Source organism: Variovorax paradoxus B4, assembly GCF_000463015.1.
In the GTDB taxonomy this organism is placed as follows: domain Bacteria; phylum Pseudomonadota; class Gammaproteobacteria; order Burkholderiales; family Burkholderiaceae_C; genus Variovorax; species Variovorax paradoxus_E.
Map to the genome: position 1 here is coordinate 922,844 of NC_022234.1, position 25,032 is coordinate 947,875.

Consider the following 25,032-nt stretch of genomic DNA (forward strand, 5'->3'; position numbering starts at 1 on the left):
TGCATCGATGCGCCGACACCGCGATTGGTGCGCCCGCGGCAACACGGTGCGCCCCGGCGCATGCCTACCGCCGCTGCGCACGCCTGCCTAGCATCGTCGCATCCATCTAACGGGATCTCTCATGAAGCTCTATCACATGCCCGGCGCCTGCTCCCTCGCCGACCTGATCGTTCTCCAGTGGATCGGCGCAGACCACGAGCCGGTGCGCATGAGCCTGGAGAGCATCAAGTCGCCCGACTACCCTGCCATCAACCCGGGCGGGACGGTGCCGCTGCTGGCACACGGCGACCTCTCGCTCACCGAGAACGTCGCCATCCTCGGTTACCTGGCCGACCTGTACCCCGAAGCGCGCCTGCTGGGCGACGGCTCGCCGCGCGCCCGCGCCGAGGTCATGCGCTGGCTGGGCTTTCTCAACTCGGACGTGCACAAGGCGTTCAAGCCGATCTTCACGCCGCAGCGCTTCCTGAAAGACGCGGCGATGGCGCCCGTGCTGGCCGACAACGCGCGCGGCCATGTGCGCGAATACCTCGCGCGGCTGGACGGCCGACTCGAAGGGCGCGACTGGCTGACCGGCGAGCGGTCCATCGCGGACCCGTACCTGTTCGTGCTCTCGCGCTGGTCGGCGGCCAAGAAGATCGACATGCAGGGCCTGGACAACCTCGCGCGCTTCGCCCGGATGATGGACGGCGACGCCGGCGTGCAAGCCGCGCTGGGCGTCGAGCGCAGCATGCCGCAGTGAGCCGGGGTACGCCGTGAGACTATCGCTGGCATCTTCCCTTGGAGCCACCCAACCGGGCTGCGCCACGTCGAGCGCACTCGCCCGCTGGTACGCCGAGCAGCCCGCCGTGCGGCGCCTGTGGGCGATCCGCGCGACCGACGATCCCATGCTGCGCGTCATCGTGTTGCTGGAACCCTCGCCAGACGGTGACGAGATCAGCCCCGCCTGGATGGCACATGGCAGCCGATGGGCGCGCGACCTGCGCGAGCGGCTGGCGGGCGCCGTGCAACTGGAGCGCATCGACGGGCCGCTGCCCGAAGAGTTCGAGATCGACGGCGAAGGCGCCGTTCTCTCGGCGCTGTGCTGGCGCGACCCGACCGCGCTCGAAGCCTGAGCGCACCCATCGATCTTTTTCCCTCACCCCCCGGACCCTCACCATGAGCAAAGTTCTCGTTCTCTACTACAGCATGTACGGCCATCTCGAAACGATGGCCCGCGCGATCGCCGAAGGTGCGCGATCGGTCGATGGCTGCGAAGTGGCCCTCAAGCGCGTGCCCGGGACCATGCCGCCCGACGCGTTCCGCCAGGCCGGCGGCAAGGCCGATCAGGCGGCGCCCATTGCCGCGGCGGCGGCACGCCTGGCGCGCTGAGCCCCGCTGGCCCAAGAAAGAGGTTCGAACTTGGCCCAAGGCACCGCGCGCATCGGACGCGACCACTACCGCACGCAGGTCGACCTCGCCAGCGGCCACACGCTCATCTCGGACGAGCCCTCCGTCCTCGGCGGCGAAGGCGCAGGGTCCACGCCCTACGAACTGGTGATTGCCGGCCTGGGGGCCTGCACTGCCATCACGCTGCGCATGTATGCGGACCTCAAAAGCTGGCCCCTCGAATCGGTGCAGGTCGACCTCCATCTTTCCCGGGAAGACAACGCGATGGTGATCGAAAGATCGCTGCGCATCTTCGGCCTGGACGACGCCCAGAGGGCGCGCCTGGCCGAGATCGCCGAGCGAACCCCGGTGACCCTGACGCTCAAGGCAGGCATCCCGATCCGTACGCATCTGCTTTAGACACAGGAACTCGCCCCGTGCCCACTCGCTCCTTCGAATTTCTCAACCCGAACGGACACCGCCTGTCGGGCAGACTCGAAATGCCGGAGGGCATCCAGCGGGGTTGGGCGCTGTTCGCGCACTGCTTCACCTGCGGCAAGAACAACCTCGCGGCCGTGCGCATCGCGCGGGCGTTGGCCAGCGTGGGGATCGGGGTGCTGCGCTTCGACTTCACCGGGCTGGGCGACAGCGAGGGGAGTTTTGCCGAGGCGAGCTTCTCGCTGAACGTGCAGGACCTGGTGTCGGCCGCCAACGCCATGGAGGCGGCCGGCATGCCGCCCCGCCTGCTCATCGGTCACAGCCTCGGCGGCTCGGCCATCCTCGCCGCGGCCGGCCGCATTCCGAGCGCGCACGCCGTCGCGACCATTGCCGCGCCGTTCGATGTGGCGCAGGTGCTGCACCTGCTGGACCCCGCGGCTCTTGCGCGCCTCCAAACCGAGGGACAGGCGCTGGTCCAGGTGGTTGGCCGGCCCATGGCCGTCGGCAAGGCCTTCATGGACGACCTGCGCACGCACGACCCGGGGGCGCGCATCGCGGCCCTGCGCCGGCCGCTGCTGCTGCTGCACGCGCCGCAGGACCGGACGGTCGACATCGAGAACGCCACGCGCATCTTTCTGGCGGCGAGGCATCCCAAGAGCTTCGTCTCGCTCGATGATGCGGACCACCTGCTGTCGAAGCGCGAAGACGCCGAACAGGTCGCGCACCTCATCGCGACCTGGGCGGCCCGCTACCTGCCCGAGCCCCCCGCCGGCCACCCGGTCGCGGCGGATGCCGAGGCAGAAGAAACGGGGCTGGGCAAATTCCAGCTCGCGCTGCGCTCGGGCGGCTCGCGCTGGCTCGCGGATGAACCCGAGACGGTGGGCGGGCTCGGCTCGGGTCCGACACCCTACAACCTGCTGTCGTCCGCGCTCGCTGCCTGCACGACCATGACGCTGCGCCACCACGCCGACAGCAAGGGTTGGCCGGTCACGCGCATCCGCACCGCGGTCAACCACCGCAAGGACAAGGCGACTTCCCCGCCCGACGTCTTCAGCCGGCGGGTGTCGATCGACGGCGCCATCACCGAGGCGCAACGCACACAGCTGCTCGAGATGGCGCAGCGATGCCCCGTTCACCGCACGCTCGAAGGCGGAGCGCGCTTCGAGCCCGTGGAAGGCGAGTCACCGGCCTGAGCGCGGGCCGCACAGCCAACGTGCGATTGGTGCCTCGCGGACAACACCGTGATCCGTCGCACAGGTCTACCGCGCCGTGCCACCCGATCCTACGATTCATCCATCGCATCAAAGAAGGCAAGACCATGATCAAGATTGCAAGAAGCATCGGGCTGACACTGCTGTTCGCCGCAGGCGCATCGACGGCACAACACGCCGCCTCGCACGGCACGCCCAAGGACGCCAAGGTGACGCCGCTGATGACCCAGGAGATGAAGGACATCCCCGGCAAGGAAGTGCTGATGATCACGGTGGACTACCCGCCGGGCGCCGTCGATCCGGTGCATCGTCACGACGCCCACAGCTACGTCTACGTGCTCGAAGGCTCGATCGTGATGGGCGTGAAGGGCGGCAAGGAAGTGACGCTGAAGGCCGGCGACACCTTCTACGAAGGCCCCGACGACATCCACACCGTCGGCCGCAACGCGAGCAAGACCAAACCCGCGAAGTTCGTCGTCATGCTCGTGAAGAACAGGGGTGCAGAGTTCTTCATTCCGGTGAAGTAGCCCACAGTTTGCATTCCACCCGCCGCAACGAAGATGACGGGTGTCAGATCGCCGAGGCGGCTGTAATGAGGCGTGCACTTTCCACCCGTTCGTGCACGGGACAGACTCACGTCGGCGCGGTGTCCCCGCGTAAATCCGACCAGCAACACGGCGACGCGGCGGGTGGAAGGCATCTCTTGCTTCCTGCGACAGGAGGCCGGCACAAGTACACAGGACCCATGCCATGAAACTCTTCTACATGCCCGGTGCCAGCGCGCTGGCCGACCACACCGTGCTCGAGTGGTCCGGCCAGCCGTACGAAACGGTGCGCATGGACCGCCGCAGCATCAAGACGCCGGAGTACCTGGCACTCAACCCGACGGGCACGGTGCCGCTGCTCGTGCATGGCGATTTCACGCTGACCGAGAACGTCGCCATCCTCGGCTACCTCGCGGACCTGCATCCGCAGCTGCAGCTGGCGGGCGACGGTTCGCCGCGCTCGCGGGCGGAGGTGATGCGCTGGCTCGGTTTCCTGAACTCCGATGTGCACAAGGCGTTCAGGCCGATCTTCTTTCCCGAGCGCTACCTGCCGGACGACGGCCTGGCGGCACAGCTGGCCGCCACGGCGCGCGGCCACGTGCGCGAGTACCTCGGGCGGCTCGATTCTCAACTCGAGGGGCGCGAATGGCTCACGGGCCAGCGCTCCATTGCCGACGCGTACCACTTCGTGATGCTGCGCTGGGCGATTGGCACGAAGGTCGGCTTACATGGCTTCGAGAACCTGACGGCCTTCGTTCGCCGGATGCATGCCGACGAAGGCGTGCATGCAGCGCTCGTGATGGAGGAAGGCCTGGCGCCGCGCACCGAGCGCGCGCACAGCGCGCCCGATCAATTGATGCGCCTGAACGAACGGATACGCGACAACCTGGCCACCACGCTGAATGCCGAAGTGGTCGGGATGGTGGAATACAGCGAGGGCGACGGCGCCGAGCTCGAAGTGCGCCGCGGTCTCGTGGAGATCGAGGTCTCCCGGATGGACACGGTGTTCAGCTGGCAAGACGAGAACTATCGCGCACAGGCGGCCATTCCGTTCCAGAACTTCTCGCGCTATGTCAGCAACGGCGCGATCCGGATCGATCTGTAGGCGCCGTCGCCCATGACCGCTGCCCCCGGCCAAGCCGCGCCGCCCTTCCCCGGGCCGCGCGAGTCGATCGACTACGACGTCGTCATCGTGGGCGGCGGCCCCGCTGGAATGGCGGCGGCCATCCGGATCAAGCAGATCGATGCAGGCCTCTCGGTCGCAGTGCTCGAAAAAGGCGGCGAACCCGGCGCGCACACGCTCTCAGGGGCAGTCATGGATCCTCGCGCCATCGACGAACTGCTGCCCGACTGGCGCACGCTGGGTGCGCCCTTGAGCCAACCCGTCACGCGCGACGAGTTCCTGTTTCTCGGCAAGCAGCGCGCGATGCGAACGCCAGGCTTTCTGGTGCCGCGGTGCTTTCGCAACGAAGGCAACTACGTCGTGCGCCTCGGCCTGCTGGTCAAGTGGCTGGCCGCGCATGCGGAGAGTCTTGGCGTCGAAATCTTCGCGGGCTTTGCCGCGACCGAGATCCTCTACGACCCGCAAGGACGCGTCTCGGGCGTGGCCACCGGCAACGTCGGTGTGGGCCGCGACGGCAAGCCGACTGCCGAGTTTCAGCCCGGTGTCGAGCTTCGCGGCAAGTACACGATCTTTGCCGAGGGCGCGCGCGGACAGCTCGGGCGGCAACTGATCGCGAGGTTCGGGCTCGACGCGGGGCGCGATGCGGCCAGCTACGCCATCGGCCTCAAGGAGCTGTGGGAAGTCGACCCCTCGCGCGCCGAACCGGGCCTGGTCGTGCACACCGCAGGCTGGCCCATGGACCGCGAGGCGTTCGGCGGCGGTTTTCTTTATCACCTCGATGGCCACCAGGTGGCGCTGGGCTTTGTCGTCGGGCTCGACTACCGCAACCCCTGGCTGAGTCCGTTCGAAGAATTCCAGCGCTGGAAGGCGCACCCTGCGATTCGCAGGTATCTCGATGGCGGCAAGCGCATCGGCTACGGTGCGCGGGCCATCAACAACGGCTTGCCGCAGAGCCTGCCGCGCACCGTGTTCCCCGGCGGGGCCCTGGTCGGTTGCGACGCGGGCTACCTGAACGCCGCGCGCATCAAGGGCAGTCATGCAGCCCTCAAGACCGGCATGCTGGCCGCGGAAGCCGCCTGCGCGGCGCTGCACGCAGGGCGTTCGGGCGACGAACTCACCGACTATCCACGCGCCTTCGAAGGCAGCTGGTTGCACACGGAGCTGCACCAATCCCGCAACTTCAAGCTGTGGTTCAAGAAGGGCTCGCTCGCCGGCACGCTCATGACCGGTGTCGAGCAGTGGCTGATGCCCGAGCTGGGCATCGCCGCGCCGCCCTGGACGTTGCACAACACGCGCCCGGACCATGCGAGCCTGCGGCCTGCGGACCAATGCGAGCCCATCGCCTATCCGAAGCCGGACGGCGTGTGCAGCTTCGACCGCCTGAGCTCTGTCTATCTGAGCAATACGCACCACGCGGAAGACCAGCCCGTGCACCTGACGCTGCTTGACGCGGCGGTGCCGGTCGACGTCAACCTGCGCGTGTACGCCGGCCCCGAAAGCCGCTACTGCCCCGCCGGCGTCTACGAGTTCCTTCAGAACGACAAGGGCGAAAACCGGTTGCAGATCAATGCGCAGAACTGCATCCATTGCAAGACCTGCGACATCAAGGACCCGACCCAGAACATCGTGTGGATCGCGCCAGAAGGCGGCGACGGTCCCACCTATGCATCCATGTAGATCGAACCGTTCGCCGCTGGCGAACGCCAAGGAGCCCATGCCATGAAGATTCCCCTCCCCTCGCATTCACTGTCACCGTCCCACGCGCAGGTGCATGCATGACTGCCGGCTGCACGCACCTGGCTCAGGTCCGCCCCGTCACGCCGACCACCCACGGGTGCGAGGAATGCCTGCGGTCCGGCAGCCGCTGGGTTCACCTGCGCACGTGCCTGACCTGCGGCCATGTCGGGTGTTGCGACTCGTCGCAGGGAAAGCACGCGACCGGCCACTTCCACGAGACCGGCCACGCGGTCGTGCAGTCTGCGGAACGCGGCGAATCCTGGCGGTGGTGCTATGTCGACCAGAAGCTCGTCTGACAACGCCGCCGAAGCGGTGTTCGACGCCACGGGCATTGCTGCCCGTGCCAAGCGCGCCGGCGACCTCGCGCCCGACGCGACATTGCCGGACAGTTCCGGCCGTCAGGTTCGTCTGTCGGACGTGTGGCGCAAGGGACCACTCGTGCTGGTCTTCTACCGCGGCGGCTGGTGCGGTTACTGCAGCCTCCAGTTGCGGGCCTGGCACCAGCGAGCGGATGACCTGGCACGGCTCGGTGCCACGCTCCTGGCGATCTCTCCGCAGACGCCCGACCATTCGATGCGCACGGCCGAGGACAATCAGTTCACATTCACCGTGCTCAGCGATTCGAACCTCGAGGCGGCCAATGGCTTCGAACTGGCCTTCACGCTTCCGCCCGAACTCGTCAGTTTCTACGGCTCGGTGGGGACCGATATTCCCGTCCTGAACGGCAACGGCCTGTGGGTGTTGCCGGTTCCGGCGACCTATGTGATCGATGAAGATGGCCGCATTCGCTTCGCCCACATCGAGGAGGACATCCGAAAGCGCGCCGAACCGGGCGACGTGCTGCGCGCGATCGAAGACATGGTCCGCAGCCGCGCCCTTGCGTCAGCCAGTGCCCGCTGAAGGCCCCATGCGACGAAGCCCGCCAGTCAGTCACTGGCGGGCTTCCTGCGATGGGCCTCAAGCGATTCGCAGCTTCAGTCGGGCGTGCCGCCAGGAACAGGCTTGCGGCGATTCGGCTTGCGCGTATCGCGCGTCTGGTGGCGCTTCTCGCCGGCAATGGCGGCCGTGTCGGTTCCGATCGCGCCGCCTTCGGCGGTCTTGATCGTGTCGCCCGAGACCGCGGCAACCTTGCCTTGCGATTTCGCCGCCACCTTGGCCTGCGCTCGCACCTGGGGCTTGCTTTCGGTGATGGCCTGGTTCTCCGCCGATTGTGCGAAGACGCTCGTCGCGGCCAGGAAGGTGGCGGTGATGACGGTGATGTGCTTGAACATGGGATTGGCTTTCCGAAAAATGAATGGGATGACACCGCGATGGCGCAAGCGTCCAAAAAAATTCTAGGACGCGGCCTCACTGGTTTTCACTTTCGACTGGTGCCATTTCGGAAACATGCAGAGTCCCCGAGCGGATTGGTGCGCGTCGGGCAACACCGTGAAGCCTCGTGCGTGGCTACCGGTCGCGACTTCCCAAACCTACGCTACGTCCTGTCTACGCGATCTTCGCCAACGGATGACTCAGCCGATTCTGAGTCCAGGCATCCACCACCCATTCCAGGAGTTAGTCATGACCCAACGCGTCAACTATGTCGAGCAATCGCCCGAACTGTTCAAGAAGTTCGTCGAGTTCCTCAACGCCATCAAGGAAGGCGCGATCGAAGAGCCGATCCGCAACCTCGTGTCGATCCGCACGGCGCAGCTCAACGGCTGCACCTTCTGCCTGGACATGCATGTCAAGCAGGCCAAGATCCAGGGCGAGCGCGAGTTGCGCCTGTACCACCTGGCCGCGTGGCGCGAGTCGACGCTGTTCATTCCGCGCGAGCGCGCGGCACTGGCCTGGACCGAAGTGCTGACCAAGCTGCCCGAGCAAGGCGTGCCGGACGAAATCTACGAGCGCGTGCGCACGCAGCTGTCGGAAAAGGAGATCTCCGACCTCACCTTCCTCGTCATGTCGACCAACGCATGGAGCCGCCTGAACATCGGCTTCAAGAGCGTGCCCGGCGCCTCCGACAAGGTCTTCGGCCTGGACAAGGCAAAGCTCGCCTGATCCGCGCCGCCAGGAATCGTCCCCGTCATTCACCCGACCCCCTTCGCGGGGCTACAAGGAAATCATCATGAAGATCGTTGTCATCGGCGGCTCGGGCCTCATCGGCTCGAAGGTCGTCAGCAAGCTGCGCGACGCGGGCCATGAGGTCGTCGCCGCATCGCCCGCCTCGGGCGTCAACACCATCACCGGCGAAGGCCTGGCCGAGGCCCTGCAGAGTGCGCAGGTGGTGCTGGACGTGGCGAACTCGCCCTCGTTCGAGGACAAGGCCGTGCTCGAGTTCTTCGAGACCTCGGGGCGCAACCTGCTGGCCGCGGAAGCCGTGGCCGGCGTGAAGCACCATGTCGCGCTGTCGGTGGTCGGCACCGACCGCCTCTCCGAAAGCGGCTACTTCCGCGGCAAGATCGCGCAGGAAAAGCTGATCCGCGAATCGAGGATTCCGTACACCATCGTCCATTCGACGCAGTTCTTCGAGTTCCTCGGCGGCATTGCGCAATCGGGCACCGACGGTGACACCGTGCACCTCTCGCCGGCTTTCGTGCAGCCGATCGCATCGGATGACGTCGCGACTGCCGTGGCGGACTACACACTGGGCAGCCCGGTGAACGGCGTGGTCGAAATTGCGGGCCCCGAGCGCGTTCGCCTGTCCGATCTGGTCCAGCGCTTTCTCGCCAAGACCAACGATCCGCGCAAGGTCGTCCAGGACGTGCACGCACGCTACTTCGGCGCGGAGCTGAAGGACGACACACTGGTGCCGGGCGCCAACCCACGCATCGGCGCCCTCAGCTTCGAGGCCTGGTTCGCACTGCCCAAGCCAGCACGCTGATACGAAGCCCGCCCTCGGCCGCCCCTGGTGCGGCCGGGGGCCCCGCCCCAAGGTCCCTCTCCCCATCCTTGTGCCCCCATGCCCGACACCTCCGAGCTCTCCACACTCGCCTCGTCGAACCTGGCCGACGTCAGCCGCGGGCGCTACGTCATCGATCCCGTGCATTCGCATGTGCTGTTCAGCGTGTCGCACTTCGGCATCTCGACCTATCACGGCGAGTTCGCCATGCCCGGCGGCACGCTCGACGTTCCGCTGTCAGCAGGCGAAAGCCACACACGCCTGGCGGTGTCCGTACCGGTCGCCAACGTGAAAACCACGAGCCCGATCCTGGACGACGAACTAAGGAGCCGCGACTGGCTGGACGGCGAGCGGTTTCCATTGATCACCTTCGACTTCGCCGCGCCTCTTTCCCTGGCCGCGAATTCGTTCCAGGTGACCGGCGCGCTCGCCCTGCATGGCGTGACGCGCAACGTCACGTTCGACGTGAGCTTCGTCGGTGCCGGCATGAATCCAGCCAAGCAGGTCTACACGATCGGATTCGACATTCGTGGCCGCATCCGCCGCAGCGACTACGGAGTGACCGCCGCGCTCCCCATGATCGGCGACGAACTCAGCCTCATCATCAGCGCAGCCTTCGAACTCGAAGCTTCAGCCGCCTGAGCGCACCGTTCCCCCATCATTGAACGGAAGCCTGGAATGCCCACGCAGTCAGATACAGCCACCGCCTCCGCGGCCGAAGCCGCACAACCAGGCCCATTGCAGCCGCCTCCCCTCGCGCTGCTCGACAGGTACAAGGGGCAGGAATTCGAACCGATCTATTCGACGGTCGTCACGGTGAGCGGCGGCGAAGCGGAACACGGACGAGCCTCGGGCGTGGCGCGCTCCGACGACGGCAACCTGAACGTGCAGCTGCGGCTTCCCACCGCCCTGGGTGGTGGCGGTGGCGGCACCAACCCGGAGCAGCTGTTCGCAGCGGCCTATGCCGCGTGCTTCCATGGGGCATTGAACCTGCTGGCGGCAAAAAAGAAGATCCCGGTTCACGACGCCCACGTGCAGATGTCCGTCGCTTTCGGGCGCGACCCCGTCGACGGGCTCTTCATGCTCAGAGCCGATGTCCGGATTCACTTGCCCGATGTCGAGAAAAGCGTGGCCGAAGAACTGGTGCGCAGCACGGAACGGTTCTGCCCTTACGCAAAGATGGCACGCAACGGGATCACCAGCATCGTGGCACTGGCGACCCAGGAACTCACACATCGGCGCCAATCTCCGTCGGCGCCCTCTCCCCTGCGTTGAGAAAGCCCCTCCATGAGCGATTCATCCGACACCCCGCGCAAGACCTCTCTGACCACCGCCTTCGGCGCCCCCGTGCCCGACAACCAGAACAGCCTGACGGCCGGCCCGCGCGGCCCGCTGCTGATGCAGGACGTGTGGCTGATCGAGAAACTCGCCAACCTGAACCGCGAGATCATTCCCGAGCGCCGCATGCACGCCAAGGGCTCCGGCGCCTTCGGTACCTTCACCGTCACGCACGACATCACGATGTTCACACGCGCCAAGCTCTTCAGTGCCGTGGGCAAGAAGACCGAGATGTTCGCCCGTTTCACCACGGTGGCCGGCGAGCGCGGCGCGGCCGATGCCGAACGCGACATCCGCGGCTTCGCGCTCAAGTTCTACACGGAAGAAGGCAACTGGGACCTGGTCGGCAACAACACGCCCGTGTTCTTCCTGCGCGATCCGCGCAAGTTTCCGGACCTCAACAAGGCCGTGAAGCGCGACCCGAAGACCAACCTGCGCAGCGCCACCCACAACTGGGACTTCTGGACGCTGCTGCCCGAGGCGCTGCACCAGGTCACCATCGTGATGAGTGACCGCGGCATTCCGGCGAGCTACCGCCACATGCACGGCTTTGGCTCGCACACCTACAGCTTCATCAACGTGCAGAACGAGCGGTTCTGGGTCAAGTTCCACTTCAGGACGCAGCAGGGCATCAGGAACCTCACCGATGCCGAGGCCACGGCCCTCGTGGGCGCCGACCGCGAGAGCCACCAGCGCGACCTGTTCGATTCGATCGGTCGCGGCGACTTCCCCAAGTGGACGCTGTATGTGCAGGTGATGCCCGAGGCTGATGCCGAGAAAGTGCCCTACCACCCCTTCGACCTGACCAAGGTCTGGCCCAAGAAGGACTACCCGCTGATCGAGGTGGGCGTGATGGAGCTCAACCGCAACCCCGAGAACTTCTTCGCCGACGTCGAGCAGAGCGCCTTCGCGCCCAACAACCTGGTGCCGGGCATCGGCGCGTCGCCCGACAAAATGCTGCAGGCGCGCATGTTCGCGTATTCGGATGCGCAGCGCTACCGGCTCGGCGTGAACCATCACCAGATCCCGGTGAACGCCGCGCGCTGCCCGGTGCACAGCAACCACCGCGACGGCGCGATCCGCGTGGACGGCAACTACGGCGGCACGCCGCACTACGAGCCCAACAGCTTCGGCCAGTGGCAGGAGCAACCCGGCTACCGCGAGCCACCGCTCCAACTGCGCGGCGAGGCGGACTTCTGGAACTTCCGCGAAGACGATGCCGACTACTACCAGCAGCCCGGCGACCTGTTCCGGCTGATGACGCCCGCGCAGCAGCAGGTGCTGTTCGAGAACACCGCACGCGCGATGGGCGATGCGCCGGCGTTCATCAAGCGGCGGCACATCGGCAACTGCGCCAAGGCCGATCCGGCGTACGGCGCGGGCGTGGCGAAGGCGCTGGAGCTCTAAGGCTCCCCTGCCTCATGACAGCCGTTCGAGCTCCGCCGCCAGGAACTCGATGAAAAGCCGCGCACGCGCCGGCGCCTGGCGCCCGAAGGCATGCAGGGCCGCGATGGTCACGAGCGGCAGGGGCTGCGACGGCAGCACGGGCACCAGCCGACCGGCATCGATATCGTCCTGCACGAACAGGCGAAGGATCTGCACGATGCCCAGGTCGCCGAGCGCCGCGATGCGCAGCGCGACGCTGTTGTCCGTGTCGAATACGCCGGCGGGGTTCAACACGGCGCCATCGGCAAAGCGGATCGGAAACGCCTTGCCGCCCAGCATGTAGCGCACGTGCGCGTGGCTGTGCAGAGCCTCGATCGAATCGGGCGTACCGCGACGTGCCAGATAGCCGGGCGACGCCACCAGCACGAGCGGCAGGTCGGCAAGGCGTCGCGCGGTGAGGTCGGAGTCGGCCACCTGTCCTGCGCGAATGGCAATGTCGTAGCCCTCTCGGATCAGGTCGACGTGCCGGTCGGCAAGGCTCATCTCGAGTTTCAGCTCCGGATGCCTGGGCAGGAACCTGTCGATCACCGGCTCCAGGAGGATGCGCCCCAGGTCTCCGGGCGCCGTGATGCGCAGCACGCCCTGCGCAACGCCGGCGGGCCGCATCGCGTCGCTGGCCTCGTCGAGCGCGCGCAGCAGCGGCGAGATGCGTTCGTAGTACGCGGCGCCTTCCTGCGTGAGCGACAGCATCCGCGTGGAGCGCTGGAAGAGCCGCACACCGAAGCGTTGCTCCAGCCGCGCCACACTTTTGGAGACCGCCGACGGCGACGTCCCCAGCGTCCGCGCGGCCGCGCTGAACGAGCCGGCCTCCACGGCACTGGCAAAGGCCACCAATCCGGGCGCGTGGTCGAGGACATTCATTGAAGACTCCGGGGCACAAGTGTTTTCATTCTTGCCCACTACTGAAGTGCAGGTGGACAACCTAGATTGAAGGCTTCTCTCTTCATTGAACAAGGAAAAGCATCATGCAAAAACTCTCTGGCAAAGTGGCGGTGATCACCGGCGGCAACAGCGGCATCGGCCTGGCGTGCGCCCAGGCTTTCGCGGCGGAAGGCGCCCGTGTCGTCATCGTGGGACGCCGCCAGGACGCCGTGGATACGGCGTTGGCGCGCATCGGTCCGGACGCGTTGGGCTTCGTCGGCGATGTGGCCGATCTGGCAATGCACGACCGCCTGCTCGCTGCGGTAAAGGCACGGTTCGGCGCCATCGACATCTATGTGGCGAATGCGGGAACGGCGATTCTCGAGCCGTCCTCTGCCGTGACCGTGGACAACTACGACGTGCAGTTCGACACCAACACGCGCGCGGTGTTCTTCGGCGTGACCAAGGCACTGCCGTTCATGCGCGACGGCGGCTCGATCATCCTCACGAGCTCGATCGCCGGCAGCAAGGTGATGGACAACCACGCGGTCTACGCAGGCAGCAAGGCCGCCATCGAGGCCTTTGCGCGCAACTGGGCACTCGAGCTCAAAGACCGCCGCATCCGGGTCAACGTGCTGAGCCCCGGCCCGGTCGACACGCCGATCCTTGCGAAGCTGGGCATCACGGAATCCGCACGGCCTGATTTCGACAAGAGCATGGCGGCAGCGATCCCGCTGGGTCGCCTGGGCCAGCCGAACGACCTGGCGCAAGCGGCGCTGTTCCTGGCGAGCGACGACAGCGTGTTCGTCACGGGCGTCAACCTGAAGGTCGATGGCGGCATGGCGCTGACCTGAAAGGCCGCACCGCGCCGGCATCTGGACTCGGCCATCATTTCCGGCTTCATTTCACCGGGCGACGGCGCGGGGGCAGCTGCATTCACTTATTGCGCCGTTCGATGCCGCGTACTCACGCGGCGCTGCGGGCCTGCGGCCATGCCTTCTGGCGCCATCTCTTCAGAGGCGTGTCCACCATATGCAGGCAGATCGCCGCCATCGTGAACGAGAACGCAAGGGTCGCGCTCAGCGTGATCCACAACGGCTGCGTACCGCGGAGCAGCAGAGCCAAGGGGAAGTGCCAGAGATAGATGCCATAGGACAGTCTGCCAATGTAGACCAAGGGCCGCGACGCGAGGAATGCCGCTCTTCCATGCTCTGCGGCAAAGCAGATCAGCACGAAGGCCGACAGCTCCGCCAATGTGATGCGCAGCGTGACCGCCTCGGCCTGGTCGCTCGTCGGCAGCGAAGGCAGGGCCATGAGGACCAGCAGCGCCATGCAAGCCATGGCCAGCGCGTGCTTCGATACCTTGAAATGGGTCAGCGCCGCAATGGCCCCGAGCAGGATGCCGCTCATTCGCGTGTCGAAGCGGAAATACGCCTGCGACCAGGTCGAGTTCATGGCCACGAAGTACCGCCATGCAGTCACTGCCAGGAATGCGGATACCAGCCATCCGACAGGATGCCGCGTTCGCAGAAAGAGCGGCAGCACGAGGGGCCACAGCAGGTAGAACTTTTCCTCCACGCCCAAGGACCATGTGTGGCCGATGGTGTAGGCCAGCTCCCGGAAGGCCAGCGCATAGTCGTAGACGTAGAGTGCGGCGAGAACGGCGGACAGCCAGCGATCGTCCGCCGGCCAGAGGATGGGGGCCAGCCCCACGTAGACCGCAACCATGAGCAGCAGCGTCGGATACAACCGCAACGCCCGGCGGGCGTAGAAGCGGCCGATCTCGATGCCGCCATGACGGTATTCCGCCGTCAGCAGCGAAGTAATGAGGTAGCCGGAAAGAACGAAAAAAACGTCCAGCCCGATGAAGCCGCCGCGCGCACCGGGGACTTCGCAGTGGAACAGCACGACCGCGAGGATGGACAGCGCGCGAACGCCGTCGAGGGCCGGGTTGTAGGGCATGGACATCTGTCCGCGCTCAGCGGTTCGCCAGCGGGTCCGGCCGGCACGGCTGCAGGATCGTCTCGCCGCACGCCGGGTAGCCTGCCGGCCCCTTGACGTCTTTCAGCACGCCGAGCCGCACCACCGAGTCGTACCTCGCGTTGTGCAGCACATGGAGGCGCTGCTTCTGCGTGAAGGTGTCGAACACCAGGCCGCCGGTTTGGGCCGGCGTGTCGATCCAGATCCGCAGCCGCGAGCCGCTGCGAAAGTAGTGGCCCATCTTGTGGATCTCGACGCGGGCGAGGACCGGCTGGCCCGGCAGCAGCGGCATCGGCTGCTCCGGCCGTTCGAGCCGAACGGGCAACAACGGCGTCGAGCGCGCAGTGTCCAGGGCGCGGTTCGACAAGCGCAGCCAGCCACGCTGGACATAGGTCTCCTGCCCGTCCGGCCGGAGTTCGGTAACGGTGACCTGCAGGTCGGCATCCCCGGCGCTGGCCGTGACCCAGAGGTCTGCACTGCCCGGTCCGTAGACCATCATGTCTTCATCCAACGGCGGCGATGTGTAGGCGACGCCCGTGGTCTTCCAGTCTCCAGGCAACGGGCCCCAGAAGCCCCTTCCCGCAATGTCGTTGACGACCACACCGGCGCCCGGGTAGTCGAAGCCATCAGCGGCTCCGGAGCCAGGTGCATCGGCGAGAGTCTGGCCCGCACCCAGGTGGAACGCCTTGACGGCCAGGTCGTCGCGGCGGATCGACCCTCTTTGCACCACCCAGCGGGCCCTGGGGGAAACGCGCCGCTCCAGGGCGTTGCCAGTTGCTTCGGAGGTTTCCATCCATACGGTGGTACGCAGCGTGTCACGCTCGAATCCGTTGTTCTCTCCCTTGACGAAGCGGTCGAGAAAACGCACGGCCATCGCCTGGAAATCCGCGGCCAGGTACATGTCGTGCCGGCCGTTGGTCTGCACCAACCACAGCCTCGCCGGATCGAGCCGGGACTGGTAGTAGCCGCTGCGCGGCGTGATGGCCTGGTCCTGGAACGCTTCGAGCGACAGCACAGGAACCTGCACGCGATCGGCACGCGGCGCCAGGTCGAAGCTCTTCATGTGATCGTCCCGCAAGGGATGCGACAGGAACAGGTGCATCACGGAGTTCGTCCCTTCGGCCGCGAGGTTCTTCGGGATCTGCGCCAGGCAGGCAGCGTCGCCCTCTTCCCTTGCGGTCTGCGCGACCACCTTCTCCCAGTAGGCGCGCATGGAGCCGCGCAGGGGCGTGATGAAACCGGGCGCCGGCACGCCACCGGGCATCAAGGCGTCGCGGAAGTCCGTCAGCACCATGCCGGGCACGATGGCCCGAAGATGCGGCGGCCGGTGCTGCGCCGTCGCCAGTTGGGAAGAACCACCGTACGACCAGTTGACCATGCCGACCTTGGCGTCGGACCAGGCTTGCGACGCCGCGAATTCGACGGCTTCGGCGCCGTGTCTTCCGAGCTGTGGCCGCGTGTACTCGAGCGGGCCTGCGGAGCATCCGCTGCCCGCGGCGTTGACGCCCATCACCGCATAGCCGGACTCGACCAGCCGCTTGTCGAGCTCGACCGACATCGATGTCTTGTACTGGAGATAGGGCGTTCCCCCGATCGAGCCGGCGTCGTACCCGTTGATGCTCAAGATGACGGGGACCCGACCCGATGCCTTCGGCAGAAGCACGCTGTAGCGCAGCCTGATCCCGTCGGAAGTCGTGAAATAGCCGGTGAGGCGCTTGGCCCAAAACGGTGCGGCCGGTCCCTGCGCGGGGAAATCGAAAGGCCGCGACACCGGCAGGCCCGTGTCGGGATCCAGCGAGGCATCCTGCCCATGTGCCACGAGCGATGTGACGAACGCCGTGGCGAGTGTGATGGCGGCGGCGATGAGCTTCTTCATGGTTCTTGTACTCGGGGGCTTGCTGGATCGGCGGCGGGAGGCGATGTTAGGGCATCGCTGCGTTGTCGGCAGTCCTGCGCACGACAAACCTTGGCGCAGGAAAGTACATACCGGCCAACGCTGTCTTGCGGTCGCGATCGGCGGCTCGGATCACGCCATCGGACCGATTGATGTCCGTCGCTCAACACGATGCAGCCTCGCACGTGGCTGGTAGCCCTCCCTGCTCAAACCTACGATCGAAGCGGCTATCAAGTTCCTCACACACACGGAAAGATTCAGATGACGGATTCAGTAATCCCGACCCGCATGAACGATCGCATGGACTTCGTGCGGCGCGGACTGCTGCGCGACGCCGTGGCGGGTGCCGGCATCGCTGGACTGAGCCTGGCGCTGGGCGGCAGGGTGGCATCCGCGAAGGGCGTCGGATCACCCGCTCTCGCCCTGGCACGCTTGAAAAATGTCGATGCAGGCGTCTTGAACATCGCTTACTACGAAGCAGGTCCGGCCGATGGTCCCGCGGTGGTGCTGCTTCACGGGTTCCCGTATGACATCGAGGCGTACGCGGAAGTCGCCCCCATCCTGGCGTCCGCGGGTTGCCGGGTGATCGTTCCCTATTTGCGCGGCTTCGGTCCCACGCGCTTCCTGAATGCAGGCACGCTGCGTTCGGGCGAATTTTCGGCGTTCGGCGCGGACCTGCTGGCGCTGCTCGACGCATTGGCGTTGCCGCGCGCGGTGCTCGCGGGTTACGACTGGGGCGGCAAGGCGGCCAGCGCCGTCGCCGCCCTCTGGCCCGAACGCTGCGCGGGGTTGGTGTCGGGCAACGGTTATGCGTTCGCCGACCCGTCCGCGGCATTGATTCCGGCGAAGCCAGAAAGCGAAATTCCGCTCTGGTGGCAGTTCTACTTCCAGACCGAGAGAGGACGGGCCGGCTATGCAAAGCACCGCCGCGAGCTCAACCGGCTTTTCTGGAAGCAGTGGTCACCGACTTGGCGCTTCGACGACGCGACCTTTGCCCGTACCGCCGCATCGTTCGATAACCCCGACCACGTCGACGTCTCGATACATTCGTTTCGCCATCGATTCGGCGCGGTCAAAGGAGATCCGGCCTATGCCGAGATCGATCGCAGGCTCACGTCGCTGCCAACGATACCGGTGCGGACTGTGACACTGGATGGCAACGACGATGGCGCCCATGAACCGACCGACGGTTCGGCCCAGGCGGTGAAGTTCACGGGGCCACGCACACACCGTGTAATAGCGGGCGCGGGACACAACCTGCCGCAAGAGGCGCCGCGCGCTTTTTCGGACGCGGTGCTCGAGCTCCTTCGCGCGGATCGCGGCGCGAATTGAGCCCGCAAAACACTGCGGAGGGCACGCCCGCCTCCCGCTTTCGACTTCGCACGGCACCCGAAAGCTGCACTTGATTCGACGGGTCGCTGAGCCTATACTTTCCGAAATAGGAAAGTATTTGTCGCCTCATGAATGCCCTCACACTGCACTACCACCCGCTCTCGTCCTACTGCCACAAGGTGCTGATAGCGATCGACGCGTTGGGCATCGAAGTAGAGAGGCGGCTGCTCAACCTGGGAGATCCCGAAGCGCGGGCGTCGCACGTCGCGCTGTGGCCGACGGGCAAGATGCCGCTGTTGGTGGACCGGCTTCGGCCCGTGCCCGAATCGAGCATCATCATCGAGTATCTCCAGCGACATCATGCAGGCCCGGGCCGCACGCTCATCCCGGAGGATCCGGACGCTGCGCTCGAGGTGCGCTTGTGGGACCGGCTTTTCGACCTGCACGTGATGACGCCGATGCAAGCGCTGACCGACGACCTTCTGCGGCCGGAAGGTGAACACGACGCTCGCGGGGTGGCCAGGGCGCGAGATGGCTTGTCATCGGCCTACGCCTTTATCGACCGTCATGTTGAGGGGCGGACCTGGGTTGCCGGCGACGCATTCAGCATGGCCGACTGCGCCGCAGCACCAGCCTTGTTCTATGCCGTGACCTACGTGCCGTTATCACCGCAGCATGTTCACCTGGCCGCCTACTTCGAGCGGTTGATGGATCATTCGTCGGTGGCGACCACCATCGACCAGGCACGCCCTTACTTCAAGTTTTACCCTGGGCGTGCGGGCCTGTCCCGACGCTTCTTCGATCCGGCGAGCGTCTGAGATGCGGGCGATCGCCGATCCCGCCCGCCTCGACCGCATGTTCTTTGCGCTGGCCGACGCGTACCGCCGCGGCATGCTCGATCGCCTGAGCCGAGGACCGGCTTCGGTGTCCGAGCTGGCCGAATCGCTTGGCATTGCGCTGCCTTCGGCAGTCAAGCACCTGGCCGTGTTGGTGGAAGGCGGGTTCGTCGCCTCCCGCAAAAGCGGCCGCGTGCGCACCTACACGGCCGAGCCCAAGGCGCTCGATGCCATGGAAGCATGGGTCGCAAAGCGCAAGACGCTGCTCAACGCGCAGTTCGACCAGCTCGATGCCTACCTGGCCGAGCAGAAAGGCAAGGCCACCTCATGAAGCACATCCCCAGCACGCACACCGACTTCGTCATCGAACGCGAGTTCGATGCTGCGCCCGAGACGGTATTCCATGCCTGGTCCGACCCCCAGGCAAAGCGCCGCTGGTCCGACTGCCACGCCGAGCACACCACCGAATACAGCCTGGACTTCCGGCCGCTCGGGCATGAGATGCATCAGGTCGCCTATCCCGACGGGCGCATCCAGCAGATCGAGAAGGTGTTCTTCGACATCGAGCCCTCGCGGCGCATCGTCTTCGCCTATGACATCCGGCTCGACGCACGCCGCCTGTCGGTCTCACTCGTGACCGTCGAATTCTTTGCCCACAAGCGCGGCACGCGCATGGTCTACAAGGAGCAGCTCACGTACCTGAACGGGCATGAAGACCGCGCCGAGCGCATTCGTGGAACCGAAGAAGGCCTGGACCGGCTTCGGTTGCAAATAGCGCGACTCTAGAACTTGTGCGTGGTTGACAACGCAAGTGTTGGCAGGATTTATCTACACGGGCGCGGCCCGTTGCTAGGTTCGAGGGCGCAGCGCCCAGCGCTTGGCTGCGGTGCCCGAAGCCTTGATGATCAGCCTCTACTTGCAAGTCTTCCGCTTCGCTTCGCGCTGAAGAATACGTCGGCTCGCTAGCGCTCGAGCCCTCGACGAGAGCCACCGTATCGACAAGAAAGGTCCGGATGATTGGGGTGTAGAGGCGCGTGCGGTCTCGGGCGGGTGGGTGAGCTTGGACGATCTCTCCCGGCCGTGTCGCTTGAACTCCGAGCGGTGCCCATGACGCCAACCTACGATAACCAAAGGCACGTAAACACCCTATTGCCGTCGACTGATCGGGCGTGCGATGCCTCACTTGAGCTTTAAATTGGGCAATGCTCGAGCCAGGCCACCGAGGTGCGGTGCGCACGTAGGCCGTGCCTGGGAAGGGGGTCATCCAAATCGTCTCGACAGGCGAAGACCGAGATCGAACTCCTCGCTGCCTGTCGGGACAACGCTGACGAAGCCGCTGAGGATGCGGTCTTGGACGCGATTCTTTTAGCTTGTGACAAGCCCGCCTTTGAGCGTGAAGATGCGCGAGCCCTCGCGATCATGGAGCGGAGATGCCTGCTGCCACCTGGGCGATGCCTGTGAACAGGCTGCAACGAAGAAAGGAGGGTCAGAAAGCATGACCCGATTGCGCCAACCATCCCCAAACCAGCGACAACGACCACAGCGCTGGCGCGGGGGCTACGCGCTGGGCGGCGCCTGCACTGGCGCGGCAGGCAAGCTCCGCGCATGCGCCTTCAGGCAGGCAATGAAGTCCATGAGCGTGGCCGAGACGTGTTCGCGGTTCCACACCACGGTGATGGGGCCGAAGCGGATGTTCGAATCAATGGCGATCTTCCGGAACAGCCCCAGCGAGGCCATGTAGTCCGCCATGGATTCCGCACACACGCCGACATAGTCGCCCTTTTGCAGCAGGGCCTGCATCATGGCCAGCGAGGCGGTTTCTGCCTTGGGCACCAGCCACGATGCCTGTTGCTCGATGAGATAGGCATCCATCTGGATGCGAGTGAGCGTGCCAAGGGGCGGCATCACCCATTTCTCCCGCAGTACGTCGGCAAAGCCCAGCGGCTGGTCGCTGTCCCAGTGCTTGCTGCCCTGGCCGATGACGATGCTCACCTGGTCGTCGAAGAGCACGTGATGCGCCAGCTGCGGCTGGTGCGCCCTTGCATCCAGAACGCCGATCACGGCGTCCATGGCACGCGTGTCCAGGCCCTTGAGCAGGTCGTCGAACAGCCCGTCGTGAATGGACACGGCCACATCGGCATGGCGCTGCTGGAACGCGGTCACGGCTTCGGGCAGGCCGCCGGCGATGCCCGCCCAGACGCTGCCCACGTTCAGACGCGGCACGCGTCCCGCGGCCGCCGCATGCATCTCGCGGCCGGTGCGGACGACATCTCCCAGCACGGTGATGGCCAGCCGCTTGAGCAGATGCCCCGCAGGCGTCAGCTGCACCTTGCGCCCACGCACCATCAGCGGCGTGCCCGCCACGCGTTCCAGTTCTGCCAGCCAGTGCGACATGGCAGATTGCGTCATGTGCAGCCGCGCCGCCGCCTCGGTCAGCGTGCCCACCTCGTCCAGAACCAGAAAGGATTCCAGATGCCGGACCTTGATGCCCCGCGCCCAGGAGAGGCCTTCTGAACGTTCAATCATGAGTAAATCTTCATATATCCATTTTGCATTTTCACTAGGTGGATAGCAGGGTTGTCATGAAAATTACTTCATCTTTTTGTGTCAGACCCTCAGAGGAATCCCTGTGCCTAAAGCAATCACGAACGTCTACAAGATCCTGATGGGCGTCGCGGTCGCGGCCGCCACGGCCACCACCGTGTACGCGCAAGCCTCCTACCCCAGCCGGCCCGTGCGCCTGGTCGTATCGCAGGCCCCGGGCGGCAGCAGCGACACGATTGCACGCATGTGGGCGGAGCACGCAGGCAAGGCCATTCGCGCCACCATCGTGGTGGAGAACAAGCCCGGTGCGGGCGGCCTCATTGCCGCACAGAGCGCGCTGAATGCGCCCGCCGATGGCTACACCCTGCTGTTGGGCAGCGTGTCGCTGATGGTGCTCAACCAATTCACCTACAAGCCGCTGCCCTACAACCCCGAGAAGGATTTTGTTGGCGTGACCATGCTGACCACGGTGCCGTTCGTGCTGTCGGCCAATCCGGCCACGGGCATCAAGACGCTCAAGGATCTGACGGAAAAAGCCAAGGCGGCGCCCGGCAAGCTGAACTTCGCGTCCGCCGGACTGGGCAACTCCACCCATCTGGCGGTCGAGCTCGTGTCCAATGCCCTGGGCATTTCGATGACCCACATCCCTTACAAGGGCGAGGCCGACGGCATCCTGGCCACCATCGGTGGGCAGACCGAAGTGATGGCACCGGTGTATGGCACGGCCCTGCCCCACATCAAGAACCACAAGCTCAATCCACTGGCCGTGTTGTCGCCACAGCGCACCCCTGAGCTGCCTGATGTGCCCACCCTTGGTGAGCTGGGCGTGAAGGGCTTTGACAACATGGGCTGGAGTGCCGTGGTGGCACGCACCGGCACGCCGCCCGAGATCGTGGAAAAGCTCAACAAAGCGACGGCAGCCTTTCACAACAGCCCCGACGTGCAGGCCAAGCTCAAGAGCATGGGCGTGATTCCCATGTCGGGCGCTTCCGCGCTGGTCATGGAGACGGCGGCGCGTGACGCCAAGGCCTGGGGCCCCACGCTCGGGGCGCTGAATCTCAGCGCCAAGTAAGCCGGCGGCTTGCGCAAGCGCCGTCCCTTTTTCCTTCCATCTTCACCCCTTGCCGTATCGCCGATGCAGCAAGGGGTTCGTCATCACACCTCATGAAAAAAGAAGCAATGGTGGTCTGCCCGCAGCCGGAGGCCGCCGAATCCGGCATTGACATCCTGCGCGCAGGCGGCAACGCGGTGGATGCCGCCGTGGCCACTGCCTTGGCCCAGACGGTGGTCGACCCGCTGATGTGCGGCATCGCAGGTTTTGGCACCGCCGCCGTGTACCTGCCCGGCGCCCAGGTGCATGAATATTTCGACTTCCACTCGCCCGCGCCGCTGGCGGCCAGGGAAGACATGTGGGAGCACCTGTTGGAGGGCGAGACCAAAGACGGCTTTGGTTTCATCCTCAAGGGCCGGGTCAACGACATCGGCCCCCAGTCCATCGGCACGCCGGCCACCCTCAAGGGCCTGGAGGCCATGCACCAGGCGCATGGCCGCTTGCCGTGGCAGCAGGTGGTGGAACCCGCCATCCGATGGGCGGCGGAGGGCTACTTTGTGCGACCCGGCATGCACGCCTTCTGGATCGACGAGCCCACCATGGGCCGCGTCGGCAACTTGGAGCGACTGCAGTACTGCGAGGACAGCCGCCAGCTGTACTGCCGCCCCGACGGCCGCCCCAAGCCCATCGGTGCGCCGCTGCGCAACGAAGGCATGGCCGCCGTGCTGCGCCAGATTGCCGAGGAAGGCGCGCGCCCGTTCTACCAGGGCGACCTGGCGCAAAAAATGGTGGCGCACCTGCAGTCGCTGGGCGCGCTGATCACGCGCGACGATCTGGCCCGCTACCAAGTGCAGCGCAACCCGCCGCTGGTGGGCCGCTACCGCGACCGCACCATCACGACCAACCGACCTCCGGGCGGCGGCGCCATGCTGCTGGAGATGCTCAACATCCTCGAGCACTTCGATCTGGCGAGCCTGGAGCACAACGGCCCCGCCTACCTGCAGAAGGTGTGCGAGGCCATGAAAAAGGCCACGATCGACAAGGACCGCTGCATCGGCGACCCGAAGTTCTTCGACGTGCCGTTGGATCAGTTGCTGTCCAAGGACATGGCCCGCGAAGTGGCCGAGCAGATCCACACGGGTCATCGCTTCAACGTGGAGCGCGTGAACCCCGGTGCGCCCGTGCCGCGCGACACCACCCACCTGAGCGTGGTGGACGCTGACGGCAACGCCGTGTCCCTCACTCACTCGCTCGCCATGCCCTCGGGCATCATCACCCCGGGCATGGGCTTCCTCTACAACGGCTGCATGGGCGTGTTCGACCCGCGCCCGGGCCGCGCAGGCAGCATCCAGCCCGGCAAGAGCCGCTTCACCTCGTCGTGCCCCACCATGACCTTCAAGGACGGCGAGCTCGACGTGGTGCTCGGCGCCCCCGGAGGCACGCAGATCGCGATGGGCGTGCTGCAGGTGCTGCTCAACGTGATCGACCACGGCATGGAGGTGCAGGCTGCCGTGTCGGCGCCGCGCTTCTCGTCCACCAGCAACTCCATCGACGTGTGTAACCGCATTCCGCGTTCCGTCACGCGCACACTGGAAGCACAGGGCTACGCCATTGGCCGCAACCCGTACAACTACACCATCGGCTGGGTGCACGGCGTGCAGGTACAGGCCGATGGCCTGCACGGCGGCGCCGACCCCGGCCGCGATGGCGTGGCGTACCGGCTGCGCATGGATCCTGCGCGCTGATCGGCTGGGTCCGAATTGTTGTTGGGGCGCTGGAGGGAATTGAAGAGCCGCTGATGCCAGCTCAAGAAGCCGGGCGGGATGTCGTACCGGCACCACGTCAACGAGGTGTCGAGTGTGATTGCGCGGTTGTATGAGCTGTCTGGAGCGCTCATTCAGTTGCTGAAACTCGCTCAACAGCCTGTCACAAGCCGTCTTCCCTGTTTCGCAAGGGGCCGTCGCTTCGATGGAGTATCGCTGCTGTCGGCGATCGAATCGGAAAGAGGGCATGGCCTCAAGCACGCCTCGCTGCATGCAAGCGCATGCTTTTCCCATCCGAGGGTGGCTTGTTGCAAGACGACCGGTATCGTTTCACGGGACTCCTGCACAGACTTCACTCTGGCTTCACTTGCGCCGCGCACACTGGCTTTCGACAGCGGTTCGGCGCTGGTAGAGGCAAGGGGAAGAAAGAAATTGCTCAGGGAAACGCCTCGATGCCGACCGCTGTCACTCCTCAATGGCCGCTTGGCCAAGACGGGCGTTTACGAAAGCGGAATGATGCAGAGGCACCGTGTTGAGTATTGGCTTGCGCGCGACAGCGCATGCGCAGTCGGGGTAAAAGAGATGAGCAGCAGCGGCAGAATCTACTCATGATCACAAACCAGGAGTGGACCGACGAAGCATTGAGTGCGATGGCGATCGAGTGGCGCAGGAAAGCGCTCGCGGGAG

The 25,032-nt window shown here is 65.6% G+C and carries 26 protein-coding genes and 1 pseudogene; 22 read left to right on the forward strand and 5 right to left on the reverse strand.

What is annotated here, in order from left to right; genetic code table 11:
- The first annotated feature begins 121 nt into the window (after positions 1 to 121).
- The 10 genes and pseudogenes from VAPA_RS31430 to VAPA_RS31470 all read left to right on the forward strand — a co-directional run bounded on the left by VAPA_RS31430 (position 122) and on the right by VAPA_RS31470 (position 7,319).
- A complete protein-coding gene (locus VAPA_RS31430; RefSeq protein ID WP_021004280.1) occupies positions 122 to 739 on the forward strand; it encodes a glutathione S-transferase family protein in 618 nt (205 codons plus the stop codon).
- A 13-nt stretch (positions 740 to 752) separates the two neighbouring features.
- Positions 753 to 1,112 (forward strand): hypothetical protein, encoded by a 360-nt coding sequence (locus VAPA_RS31435; protein ID WP_021004281.1) that lies wholly within the window; start codon positions 753 to 755, stop codon positions 1,110 to 1,112.
- Between the two features lie 43 nt (positions 1,113 to 1,155).
- Positions 1,156 to 1,341, forward strand: a pseudogene (locus VAPA_RS31440) (flavodoxin domain-containing protein); the annotation flags it as partial.
- A 57-nt stretch (positions 1,342 to 1,398) separates the two neighbouring features.
- Positions 1,399 to 1,785: an OsmC family protein gene (locus VAPA_RS31445; protein ID WP_021004283.1), complete on the forward strand. Its 387-nt coding sequence runs from the start codon at positions 1,399 to 1,401 to the stop codon at positions 1,783 to 1,785.
- A 17-nt stretch (positions 1,786 to 1,802) separates the two neighbouring features.
- Positions 1,803 to 2,996, forward strand: a complete 1,194-nt coding sequence (locus tag VAPA_RS31450; RefSeq protein WP_021004284.1) for a bifunctional alpha/beta hydrolase/OsmC family protein — start codon at positions 1,803 to 1,805, stop codon at positions 2,994 to 2,996.
- A gap of 125 nt (positions 2,997 to 3,121) precedes the next feature.
- Positions 3,122 to 3,541, forward strand: coding sequence for a cupin domain-containing protein (locus tag VAPA_RS31455; protein WP_021004285.1), 420 nt, complete (start codon positions 3,122 to 3,124; stop codon positions 3,539 to 3,541).
- A 223-nt stretch (positions 3,542 to 3,764) separates the two neighbouring features.
- The gene (locus VAPA_RS31460; protein WP_021004286.1) at positions 3,765 to 4,664 is read left to right on the forward strand and encodes a glutathione S-transferase family protein; all 900 of its coding nucleotides are present in this window, start codon (positions 3,765 to 3,767) and stop codon (positions 4,662 to 4,664) included.
- Between the two features lie 12 nt (positions 4,665 to 4,676).
- A complete protein-coding gene (locus tag VAPA_RS31465; RefSeq protein ID WP_021004287.1) occupies positions 4,677 to 6,359 on the forward strand; it encodes an electron transfer flavoprotein-ubiquinone oxidoreductase in 1,683 nt (560 codons plus the stop codon).
- Positions 6,360 to 6,457: 98 nt separating this feature from the next.
- Positions 6,458 to 6,715, forward strand: a complete 258-nt coding sequence (locus VAPA_RS34270) for a UBP-type zinc finger domain-containing protein (protein WP_021004288.1) — start codon at positions 6,458 to 6,460, stop codon at positions 6,713 to 6,715.
- The gene (locus VAPA_RS31470) at positions 6,693 to 7,319 is read left to right on the forward strand and encodes a peroxiredoxin-like family protein (RefSeq protein ID WP_021004289.1); all 627 of its coding nucleotides are present in this window, start codon (positions 6,693 to 6,695) and stop codon (positions 7,317 to 7,319) included. The genes VAPA_RS34270 and VAPA_RS31470 overlap by 23 nt, the downstream gene beginning before the upstream one ends.
- A gap of 74 nt (positions 7,320 to 7,393) precedes the next feature.
- On the opposite strand, the gene VAPA_RS31475 is transcribed toward VAPA_RS31470, so the two are convergent.
- The gene (locus VAPA_RS31475; RefSeq protein ID WP_021004290.1) at positions 7,394 to 7,690 is read right to left on the reverse strand and encodes a hypothetical protein; all 297 of its coding nucleotides are present in this window, start codon (positions 7,688 to 7,690) and stop codon (positions 7,394 to 7,396) included.
- A 289-nt stretch (positions 7,691 to 7,979) separates the two neighbouring features.
- Here VAPA_RS31475 and VAPA_RS31480 point away from each other — a divergent pair, with 289 nt between their 5' ends.
- From VAPA_RS31480 to VAPA_RS31500, 5 genes are all read left to right on the forward strand, one after another.
- Complete coding sequence (locus VAPA_RS31480) at positions 7,980 to 8,459, forward strand: carboxymuconolactone decarboxylase family protein (protein WP_021004291.1); 480 nt, start codon at positions 7,980 to 7,982, stop codon at positions 8,457 to 8,459.
- Positions 8,460 to 8,526: 67 nt separating this feature from the next.
- A complete protein-coding gene (locus VAPA_RS31485; RefSeq protein WP_021004292.1) occupies positions 8,527 to 9,282 on the forward strand; it encodes an SDR family oxidoreductase in 756 nt (251 codons plus the stop codon).
- Positions 9,283 to 9,360: 78 nt separating this feature from the next.
- On the forward strand, positions 9,361 to 9,942 hold the full coding sequence (locus VAPA_RS31490) for a YceI family protein (RefSeq protein WP_021004293.1): 582 nt from the start codon (positions 9,361 to 9,363) through the stop codon (positions 9,940 to 9,942).
- A gap of 36 nt (positions 9,943 to 9,978) precedes the next feature.
- Positions 9,979 to 10,575, forward strand: a complete 597-nt coding sequence (locus VAPA_RS31495; protein ID WP_021004294.1) for an Ohr family peroxiredoxin — start codon at positions 9,979 to 9,981, stop codon at positions 10,573 to 10,575.
- A gap of 12 nt (positions 10,576 to 10,587) precedes the next feature.
- Positions 10,588 to 12,045, forward strand: coding sequence for a catalase (locus tag VAPA_RS31500; RefSeq protein WP_021004295.1), 1,458 nt, complete (start codon positions 10,588 to 10,590; stop codon positions 12,043 to 12,045).
- Between the two features lie 12 nt (positions 12,046 to 12,057).
- On the opposite strand, the gene VAPA_RS31505 is transcribed toward VAPA_RS31500, so the two are convergent.
- A complete protein-coding gene (locus VAPA_RS31505; protein WP_021004296.1) occupies positions 12,058 to 12,945 on the reverse strand; it encodes a LysR family transcriptional regulator in 888 nt (295 codons plus the stop codon).
- A gap of 104 nt (positions 12,946 to 13,049) precedes the next feature.
- On the opposite strand from VAPA_RS31505, the gene VAPA_RS31510 reads away from it, so the two are divergent.
- A complete protein-coding gene (locus tag VAPA_RS31510) occupies positions 13,050 to 13,799 on the forward strand; it encodes an SDR family NAD(P)-dependent oxidoreductase (protein ID WP_021004297.1) in 750 nt (249 codons plus the stop codon).
- 112 nt (positions 13,800 to 13,911) lie between these two features.
- Here VAPA_RS31510 and VAPA_RS31515 read toward each other — a convergent pair whose 3' ends face one another.
- Together VAPA_RS31515 and VAPA_RS31520 are read right to left on the reverse strand one after the other, a co-directional pair.
- Positions 13,912 to 14,907: an acyltransferase family protein gene (locus VAPA_RS31515; RefSeq protein ID WP_230559059.1), complete on the reverse strand. Its 996-nt coding sequence runs from the start codon at positions 14,905 to 14,907 to the stop codon at positions 13,912 to 13,914.
- 16 nt (positions 14,908 to 14,923) lie between these two features.
- Positions 14,924 to 16,801: a CocE/NonD family hydrolase gene (locus tag VAPA_RS31520; protein WP_021004299.1), complete on the reverse strand. Its 1,878-nt coding sequence runs from the start codon at positions 16,799 to 16,801 to the stop codon at positions 14,924 to 14,926.
- A 306-nt stretch (positions 16,802 to 17,107) separates the two neighbouring features.
- On the opposite strand from VAPA_RS31520, the gene VAPA_RS31525 reads away from it, so the two are divergent.
- The 4 genes from VAPA_RS31525 to VAPA_RS31540 all read left to right on the forward strand — a co-directional run bounded on the left by VAPA_RS31525 (position 17,108) and on the right by VAPA_RS31540 (position 19,773).
- Entirely contained in the window at positions 17,108 to 18,151 is a 1,044-nt protein-coding gene (locus VAPA_RS31525) for an alpha/beta fold hydrolase (protein WP_230559060.1), read from the forward strand.
- Between the two features lie 128 nt (positions 18,152 to 18,279).
- Positions 18,280 to 18,969 (forward strand): glutathione S-transferase family protein, encoded by a 690-nt coding sequence (locus VAPA_RS31530; RefSeq protein WP_021004301.1) that lies wholly within the window; start codon positions 18,280 to 18,282, stop codon positions 18,967 to 18,969.
- Position 18,970: 1 nt separating this feature from the next.
- Positions 18,971 to 19,318, forward strand: a complete 348-nt coding sequence (locus VAPA_RS31535) for an ArsR/SmtB family transcription factor (RefSeq protein ID WP_021004302.1) — start codon at positions 18,971 to 18,973, stop codon at positions 19,316 to 19,318.
- Entirely contained in the window at positions 19,315 to 19,773 is a 459-nt protein-coding gene (locus VAPA_RS31540) for an SRPBCC family protein (protein ID WP_021004303.1), read from the forward strand. The genes VAPA_RS31535 and VAPA_RS31540 overlap by 4 nt, the downstream gene beginning before the upstream one ends.
- Positions 19,774 to 20,544: 771 nt before the next feature.
- Here the strand turns inward: VAPA_RS31540 and VAPA_RS31545 are convergent.
- On the reverse strand, positions 20,545 to 21,513 hold the full coding sequence (locus VAPA_RS31545; protein WP_021004305.1) for a LysR family transcriptional regulator: 969 nt from the start codon (positions 21,511 to 21,513) through the stop codon (positions 20,545 to 20,547).
- 103 nt (positions 21,514 to 21,616) lie between these two features.
- On the opposite strand from VAPA_RS31545, the gene VAPA_RS31550 reads away from it, so the two are divergent.
- Positions 21,617 to 22,603, forward strand: a complete 987-nt coding sequence (locus VAPA_RS31550) for a Bug family tripartite tricarboxylate transporter substrate binding protein (protein WP_021004306.1) — start codon at positions 21,617 to 21,619, stop codon at positions 22,601 to 22,603.
- 92 nt (positions 22,604 to 22,695) lie between these two features.
- Positions 22,696 to 24,327 carry a gamma-glutamyltransferase gene (ggt, locus tag VAPA_RS31555; RefSeq protein ID WP_021004307.1) on the forward strand — a complete coding sequence of 544 codons (1,632 nt, stop codon included), beginning with the start codon at positions 22,696 to 22,698 and terminating at the stop codon, positions 24,325 to 24,327.
- Positions 24,328 to 25,032: the final 705 nt, after the last annotated feature.